Annotated in this window: 7 protein-coding genes; 3 read left to right on the top strand and 4 right to left on the bottom strand. The window is 75.8% G+C overall.

Going from position 1 to position 7,815, the window contains the following annotated elements; genetic code table 11:
• Window positions 1-969 (top strand): DUF5914 domain-containing protein (locus AOK22_RS21165; protein ID WP_055700272.1); only part of this gene is annotated, 969 nt, incomplete at its 5' end.
• Between the two features lie 20 nt (window positions 970-989).
• Here AOK22_RS21165 and AOK22_RS21160 read toward each other — a convergent pair.
• From AOK22_RS21160 to AOK22_RS21145, 4 genes are all read right to left on the bottom strand, one after another.
• The gene (locus tag AOK22_RS21160) at window positions 990-2,549 is read right to left on the bottom strand and encodes an FAD-dependent oxidoreductase (protein WP_055700271.1); all 1,560 of its coding nucleotides are present in this window, start codon (window positions 2,547-2,549) and stop codon (window positions 990-992) included.
• The gene (locus tag AOK22_RS21155) at window positions 2,546-3,382 is read right to left on the bottom strand and encodes a methyltransferase domain-containing protein (protein ID WP_079036720.1); all 837 of its coding nucleotides are present in this window, start codon (window positions 3,380-3,382) and stop codon (window positions 2,546-2,548) included. The genes AOK22_RS21160 and AOK22_RS21155 overlap by 4 nt, the downstream gene beginning before the upstream one ends.
• Window positions 3,379-4,596, bottom strand: coding sequence for a lycopene cyclase family protein (locus AOK22_RS21150; protein WP_055700270.1), 1,218 nt, complete (start codon window positions 4,594-4,596; stop codon window positions 3,379-3,381). The genes AOK22_RS21155 and AOK22_RS21150 overlap by 4 nt, the downstream gene beginning before the upstream one ends.
• Before the next feature lie 182 nt (window positions 4,597-4,778).
• Window positions 4,779-5,789 (bottom strand): MerR family transcriptional regulator, encoded by a 1,011-nt coding sequence (locus tag AOK22_RS21145; RefSeq protein WP_055700269.1) that lies wholly within the window; start codon window positions 5,787-5,789, stop codon window positions 4,779-4,781.
• A gap of 162 nt (window positions 5,790-5,951) precedes the next feature.
• Between AOK22_RS21145 and AOK22_RS21140 the strand changes: the two genes are divergently transcribed.
• Both AOK22_RS21140 and AOK22_RS21135 read left to right on the top strand, forming a co-directional pair.
• Window positions 5,952-6,650: a sigma-70 family RNA polymerase sigma factor gene (locus AOK22_RS21140; RefSeq protein ID WP_079036721.1), complete on the top strand. Its 699-nt coding sequence runs from the start codon at window positions 5,952-5,954 to the stop codon at window positions 6,648-6,650.
• Between the two features lie 69 nt (window positions 6,651-6,719).
• Window positions 6,720-7,757 carry a lactonase family protein gene (locus tag AOK22_RS21135; RefSeq protein WP_107101995.1) on the top strand — a complete coding sequence of 346 codons (1,038 nt, stop codon included), beginning with the start codon at window positions 6,720-6,722 and terminating at the stop codon, window positions 7,755-7,757.
• Window positions 7,758-7,815: the final 58 nt, after the last annotated feature.

Here is a 7,815-nt window from a genome sequence, read left to right as displayed (position 1 = left end):
CGCAGGCGCCGGGGCCCCGGCTGGGCGGCCCAGGAGCCGACCTGGCGGCAGGCGCGCCCCGCACTCATCGACGACGCGCTGAAGCGGGCGTCCGCGCGCGCCTCCGGCAACTGGTTCGTGATCGGCTCCTCCCGCGGACTGCGCTCGGCAGAGGGCCCGTTCGGCCGCACGGTGGGCGGTGCCGAGGTGGTCCTGTGGCGCGGGGACACGGGCGAGCTGCGGGCGGGACCGGGCGCCTGCCCGCACCTGGGCGCCCCCCTGCGGGAGAGCCGGGTGGTGTGCGGCACCCTGGTGTGCCACTGGCACGGACTGACCCTCAGCGGTGTCGCCCCGTTCGCCGGCTGGGACCCCTATCCCGTGTACGACGACGGGGTCCTGGTGTGGCTGCGCCTCGACGCGGTCGGCGGTGAGGAACCGACCGAGCGCCCCGTGATCCCGGAGCGGCCGGACGCGGACGGCGCGGTGGACGCCGTGTTCACCGCGGTCGGGCGGTGCGAGCCGCAGGACATCGTCGCCAACCGCCTCGACCCCTGGCACGGTTCGTGGTTCCACCCGTACTCGTTCGTCGATCTGACCGTGGTGCGGGAGCCGGACGCGGAGGAGGACGACGCCTTCGTCGTCGACGTCTCCTTCCGGGTCGCCGGGCGCCTCGTCGTCCCGGTCCGGGCCGAGTTCACCGCGCCCGACCCCCGCACGGTGCTGATGCGCATCACCGACGGCGAAGGGGCGACGTCCGTGGTCGAGACGCACGCCACCCCTCTGACCGGTCTCACGGACGCGGCGCCGAGGACCGCCGTCGTCGAGGCGGTCCTCGCCACCTCGCACCGCCGCGGTTTCGCGGTGGCGCGGGCCACGGCCGGGGCGCTGCGCCCGCTGATCCGGCACGCGGCCGGGCGCCTGTGGCGCGACGACCTCGCGTACGCCGAACGCCGCTGGCAGCTGCGCAGCACCGGGCGCTTCCCCGGCTGACCGGGCCCGGCCCGCCGCGCCTACGCGCCGCGCCCCGCCAGCGAGTTCACCGCCCGCAGCACGGCGGAACGCCCGGAGCGCGGCACCGTCCACAGCACCTGGCCGCGCACGCCCCACACACCGAGGAGGGCGTTGGCGGCCAGGAAGCCGGTGGTGGCGGCGCGCTCCATCAGGGCTACCGGCAGGTCGCAGCGGATCGCGTCGCCCGCCAGGACCACCCGTCGGTGTGGCGTGCGCACGGTGGGCCGGCGCCGGTGGGAGCCGACCGGGAAGAGCGGGCAGTCCGAGCGCCACTCGTGCCGTTCGTCGACGACGCGCGCCCCGCGCGTCTCCGGATAGACCTGGTGCAGCCGGTCGACGAGGGTGCGGCGCACCTTCTCCGGTTCGGTGCCGGGGGCGACGGCGTAGGCGTGCAGTTCGACGACCGAGCCGCCGTGCCGGGAGGCCCAGCGCGCCGCCTCGTCCTCGTAGCGGTCCAGGACGCTGATGTTGTCCAGGCCGTCGTACCCGCTGGTGCCGAGGAAGCCGGGGCGGTCGGCCCGCACCGGCCGGTCCAGCCACAGGCGCGAGACGAGGAACGGCGGCGCGGTGCGCAGCGCCGCGACGTCGTCGCGCCACGTGGCGGTGCCCAGGCCGGTGGACGACTCGACGAGCCGGCGCAGGGCACCGGGGTCGAGCGCCAGGACGACCGCGTCGTGCCGGTCCTCGGCGGTGTCGGTGCACACCGTCACGCCCCCGGCGTCGAGCGGACGCACCTCGTGGACGGCCGTGCCGCCGCGCACGTCCGTGCCCAGACTCTGGAGGTAGGCGCCGAGCGGTTCCCAGAGGGCCTGCGGGAAGGGGGCGTTGGGCACGTCGAAGAGCAGGCCCTCGGACGAGCCGAGGAAGTAGATGTGGAACATGAGCAGCAGCTCCGCCGCGGACAGTTCACGCGGGTCGGCGAAGAAGCTGCGGGAGAACACCTCGAACGCGAGGTGGTGGGCGGCCTCGGGGAAGCGGACGCGGTCCAGGAACGCCGACGCGCTCATCGTGTCGAAGCGTTCGTACACGTCGGGCACGCGGACGTCCAGGAGCGGCAGCGCCGCCCGCGGGTCCATGGCGGCGAGGTCGCGCCAGCCGAACGTGGGGCTCAGGGCGACGAAGCCGAGCGCGCTGAACGGCGGTGTCCGCGGCACGCGCGCGAAGCTGTCGGCCAGACCGCTGATGTGCCGCAAGGGGTAGTCGGGCAGGGGGACGAGACGGTCGAGGGCGGGATCGGTGCGGCGCAGCAGGCCGCGCAGGTTGTAGTACTGGCGGAAGAAGGCGTGGAAGCCCCGGCTCATCGTCGCGGGGGAGCCGTCGGCCAGCCGTGTGCGGTGTCCCGCGAGCCGGCCGCCGAGCGCCTCCTGACGTTCGTACAGGGTCACCTGGGCACCGCGCTCGGCGAGGCCGGTGGCCGCCGCGAGACCGGCGATCCCGCCGCCGACCACGGCCACCGACGGCGCCCTGTCCGGTTCGAACCGAGGTCGGCCGGGCGCGGGGAACAGCACCTCGGCCCTGCGGTCCCGGCCGCGCCGCGCCCCGTGGCGCGCGGCGCTCACCGGCCGGGCTCCGTCGAGCCGTGGGACGGGCTGAAGGGGAATCCGTCGACGGCCGAACCGTTCACGGCGGATCCGTGGAAGGCCGCGCCGCCCGCCGGGAAGCCGTGTCGGGGTGAGCCGTCGGTGGCGGCGCCGCTCCGGGCGAGGAAGGTGTGGACCATGCCCGTCTGCCACCCGGCGACCGGGACCGTGCGCACGTCCGAGAAGCCCCGGCCGACGAGTCGGTCCGCGAAGACGGGGGCGGTGTCGAAGGCGAGGACGCTGCGCCACAGGTGCTGGTAGAGGGCCCGGTCACCGCCGAGCGTGCCCGCCGGGATGATCACCCCCTGGCACACGGCGGTCCACAGCGCCCGGTGCACGGCCGAACCGCTCAGGCTGTACTCGTGGACGGCCAGCCGCCCGCCCGGCCGCAGCAGCGAACGGACCGTCGTCAGGACGCGGTCCGGGTCGGCGACGTTGCGGAACAGATAGGCGGCGAAGACCGCGTCGTAGGGGCCCGATTCGGCCGCCGCCACCTCCTCGGCCGTGAGGTGCAGGAAGCGCACGCGCGCCGGCCACGGCTTGTCCAGGGCGCGGCGCAGCATGCCGGCGGACGCGTCGACGGCGGTGATCCAGGCCCGGGGCGCGGCGCGCAGCAGGGCCCGCGTGGAGGTCCCGGTGCCGCACCCCAGGTCGAGCACGTGCAGTCCCGCCCCGTCGTCGGGCAGCCGCAGCCGGCGCGCGGAGCGGTACAGGTCCGAGCGGTAGCCGGGGTTGAGGGCCGTCAGGAGGTCGTACGTGCGCGCGGCGTGGTCGAAGGCGCGGGCCAGGTCGTGGTCGCGCAGGAGCGTCATCGGTGACTCTTTCCGATCTGTGGTGCGGGGCGGCGGGGCAGGAAGGGGAGTTCGAGGGCGGTCAGGAGCATGGGGCCGACGGGTGTGCGCAGCCCGATGCCGAACTCCTCGCGGGGAGAGGTGTTTCCGTCGAGGAAGCGCAGCAGCCGTTCCGCGGGGATGCGGCGGAAGAGCCGGGTGAAGAAGTCGGGGCCCTGGATCCGCCCGGTGTCCAGGGCCCGCAGCAGTACCGCGTCCATGGCCAGGGCCCGTCGCCCGTGCGGGGCGGGCACGGCCGTCTCGCCGCGGCGCAGTGCGTCGGTGATGGCCTCGCTGTGGCGCTGCACGGCGGCGAAGGTGTAGCCGGTCGAGGGGCGGGTCGCCCCGCCCGCCGTGCCGATGCGGAAGACGGCGTCGCCCACGCGGCCGGGGAAGCGCCCGTCGGTCATGGGGATGACGCCCTGCTCGGCGTCCTCCACGGCGAACGGGCCGAGCCCGAGGACGTCGCGGGTGTAGTGGTCCAGCGCGCGCTCGTACGCGGCGGTCGTCAGCGGAGTACGGGAGAACTCGGTGTACTCGACCAGCGCCCGGTCGGGTGCCAGCGGAAGGACGTACCCGAAGGCCAGTCCGTGGCGGGGCTGCGGCACGCGGAAGTCCATCAGATCGGCGACCGACGGATCGAACCGGTCGGCCCCGGTGCGCACGAACCAGCCCCGGAAGTGCTGGTGCAGCAGCGTCCTGGCCGGTGGCGGGGCGGGCAGCGGGCGCGAGTCGAACACCTGGCGGGCGCGCAGCGTCATGCGCCGGCCGTCCGGTGCCGTGCACTCCACCTCCGCGCCGCCGCGCACGTCGTACACCGCTCCCGCCGTCGCGCGCAGCACCCGGCCGCCGGGCGCGCGGCTCAGCCGGTCGTGCACGAGCCGCTCGAACGGGCCGGAGCGCAGCATGCGGTAGCGCAGCGGACTCGGGTCGACGGTGAGCGCACCGCCGTCCGCGCCGTGGACGCGCAGCCGGGACCAGGACGCGGTGACCGCCTCGTCGTAGTCGCCGCTGCCCCGGTCCCAGAAGCACCAGGTGCGCTCGGGCGGGCGCGCGGGACCGTCGGGCGGCTCCACCACCGTCACGTCGGTGACGCCGGCCTCGGTCAGCCGGTGGGCGAGGCTGAGGCCGGCCGCGCCGCCGCCGACGATGACGACGCCGGACGCCGCGGCGGGCGGCGTCTGTCCTTGGTCCACCGGTTCACCTGTCCTTGCTCCCTGGGGGCTGATGGGACTGAGGGTGCCTCCTTCCCCACCATCTCTTCGGGACCAGGGCCGCCGATGGATGCGGCGTGTTTCCGGTGGAGTTGACCCGCGCTGCCACCGGAGCCGCCCCGCGCCGCGCGGCTCGACGGCCCAGGGGCGAGCGCCCGCGGACGTCACACCGCCACGGCGGACTCCACCGCCGCGACGGCCTCCGCGAGCCCCGCGGGGCGGGGCAGACCGGGCACGCCCTGACCGGTCCAGCCCGGCCCGAGCGTCAGGACGACCGGCCTTCGGCGGGCGCCCCGCACCCCCCATTCGAGCGCCGCCACGTGCTGCGCCAGGGGCCGGCTCGCCGTGGTGCGGGACTGCGCCCACAGCCCCACGACCGCGGGACCCGTCCTGCGGACCGCCACGATGAGCGACTCGACGGGGAGCGCGGCGCCGAACATGTGCACGGGGATGCCCCGCGCGCCGAGCGCGGCGGCCAGCGCTTCGAGCGGCAGCGTGTGGTTCTCGCCCGGTACGCAGGCGAGCACCGTACCGGCGCCCGGCCGTTCGGCGACCTCGCGCGGGGCGCTGCGGCGCAGCGCTCCGGAGACGTGCCAGGACAGGAAGTGCTCGACCTCCACGTACTTCTCGCCCGAGTTCTCCCACTTGCGGCCCACGGCCTGCAGGGTCGGCATGATCACCTGCGTCCACGCGGTGACCAGGCCGTGCTCGGCGATCGCCGTCCGCAGCAGCTTCTCCAGGGCGGGCGCGTCGAGGCGCAGCGCGGCGTACGCGATGCCCTTGCACTCCTGGCGTACGTCGCCGAGCCGGAGGCCGCTCCCGGCCCTGGTCCGGCGGCGGTCCTGCCGCGTCACCGGCGGCGCGGTGCCGTCCTCGGGTGCGGGGACCGCGACCGGCCCGGAGCCGTCGAGCGCCAGGCGCGCGGCCTCGGCGGGCGGCAGCCCGGTCGCCGTCAGGGCGCACATCCGCTCCAGGCGGGCCATGTCGGCGGGCGTCCAGCGGCGGTGGCGGCCGCCTGTGTGCGCGGAGGGCCCGAGGCCGTAGCGGCGGTCCCAGGTCCGGACCGTGGTGGGGGCCACGCCGAGGCGTCGCGCCACCTCGCCCGTCGTCAGCGCTCCACCGGCCTCCGGGGTGCCGCCGTCCGTGCCTTCGCCACCGCGCTCGACCCCACTCATGCGGGCATCTTACGACGCACAAACGACGCATGTTGCTTGCGTCGTTTGTGCGTCGCAAGACTGGGACCACTGCGCATGGCCGCCACCGGGCGCTCCGGTGACCGGCGCGGCCACGGCACCGGCTTCGTCGCCGTACAGGGCGCACGACAGGAGGAGACGGCCATGGCCACCACCGACAGCTCCACCGCGCTCGCCGAACGGGCCGACGCCTCGCGGCACGAGGACGAACTGGCCCGCGGACTGCGCGCCGCCGACCCGAACGCGTTCGCCGCGATCTACGACCGCTGGGGAACGCTGGTGCACACCATGGCCAACCGCTCGCTCGGTGACACGTACGAGGCCGAGGACGTGACGCAGCAGGTCTTCCTCGGGGCCTGGCGCGGCCGGGCCGGCTACCGCCCGGAGCGCGGCCCGCTCGGCGCGTGGATCGTGGGCATCACACGCCGGAAGATCGTCGACGCGCTGGCCGCGCGCACAAGACGGCTGGCGGTCGTCGACTCGGTCGCCCACGCCGAACCCGGATCGGCACCGGAGGAGTCCTCACCGGAGGGCGTCCTGGACCGGATGCTGCTGGTCGACGCGCTGGCCGGGCTGCCGCGCCACCAGCGCGAGGTGCTGTGCATGGCCTTCTACGGCGATCTGACCCAGGCGCAGATCGCCGAGCTGACCGGGATGCCCCTGGGCACCGTCAAGAGCCACAGCCGCCGTGGACTGCACCGCCTGCGCTCGGAGATCGACCGGACGCCGGGGTGCGAACCGACACCCCGGGTCAAGGCCGCCCGCCCCGGCACCCGCGCGGTCGGCCAGGGCCCCCGCGCCGGCGCGGCGGTCCGCACGTGTACCGGCGAACTGTTGGTCTAGACCGACTGCTAGCGTCGGCCGCACGAGCGGCGCCACGCACGCGGCGCCCCGGTCGAGAGGGGACAACCAGTGGTCGTCGGGAACGCCGGGCGGGCGTACATCGGATCCTTCACCGCGGCCGGGGGCCTCGGTGTCCTCACCGCGGCCATTGACGCGGACACCGGCGCGCTGACCGTCCTCGGCGCCACGGACGAGGTCCCCGACCCGTCCTATCTCGCGCTCTCGCCCACGGGCGACACCCTCTACGCGGTCAGCGAGACGTCCGACGGCGCCCTCGCCGCGTTCCGCACCACCGACGGCACGCCCGAGCTCACGGCGCCGCCCGTCCCGGTCGGCTCCGCGCCCACCCACCTCGCCGTGTACGCGGACCACGTCCTGACCGCCGACTACCGCTCGGGCAGCGTCACCGCCGTACCACTGCGCGCCGACGGCACCCTCGCGCCCGCCGCGTCGAGCCGGCTGCGGCACACGGGCTCGGGCCCCCACCCCCAGCGCCAGCAGGGCCCGCACGCCCACCAGGTCCTCGCCGACCCGACCGGCCGCTGGGCGGTCAGCGTCGATCTCGGCACGGACTCCGTGCGCGTCTGCGCGCTCACGGACGGCGCGCTCACCCTGCACCGCGAGGTCGCGCTGCGCCCCGGCTCGGGCCCGCGCCACCTGGTGTTCCACCCGCGCGGCGACCGCGCCTACGTCCTGAACGAGCTGACCCCCACCCTCACCGTCTGCGCGTGGGACGCCGCGGACGGCGTGCTCAAGCCGCTCGGCGAGGTACCGGTCCTCGCGGATGTCCCGGACGGCGACGCGTACCCCTCGGAGGTCGTCGTCGCGCCCGACGGACGGTTCCTGTGGACCGCCACGCGCGGCGCCGACGTGCTCTCCGTCCTCGCGCTCGACGACGCGGGCGACGCGCCCCGGCTCACGGCGACGGTGCCGTGCGGCGGGCACTGGCCGCGCGACCTGGCCATCGACCCGGCGGGCCGGCGCCTGTACGCGGCCAACGAACGCTCCGGCGACGTCACCTGGTTCTCGATCGACCAGGAGACGGGCCTGCCGCGCAAGGCGGGCTCGATCCAGGCTCCCGCGGCCTCCTGCGTCGTCTTCGGCTGAGCGACGCCCTCGTACGCGTGTGGGCCCGCCCCCTGACCAGGGGGCGGGCCCACACGCG

It is taken from the genome of Streptomyces silaceus, from assembly GCF_001419745.1.
Lineage (GTDB): Bacteria > Actinomycetota > Actinomycetes > Streptomycetales > Streptomycetaceae > Streptomyces > Streptomyces silaceus.
This window is presented reverse-complemented; position numbering and strand designations above follow the sequence as displayed.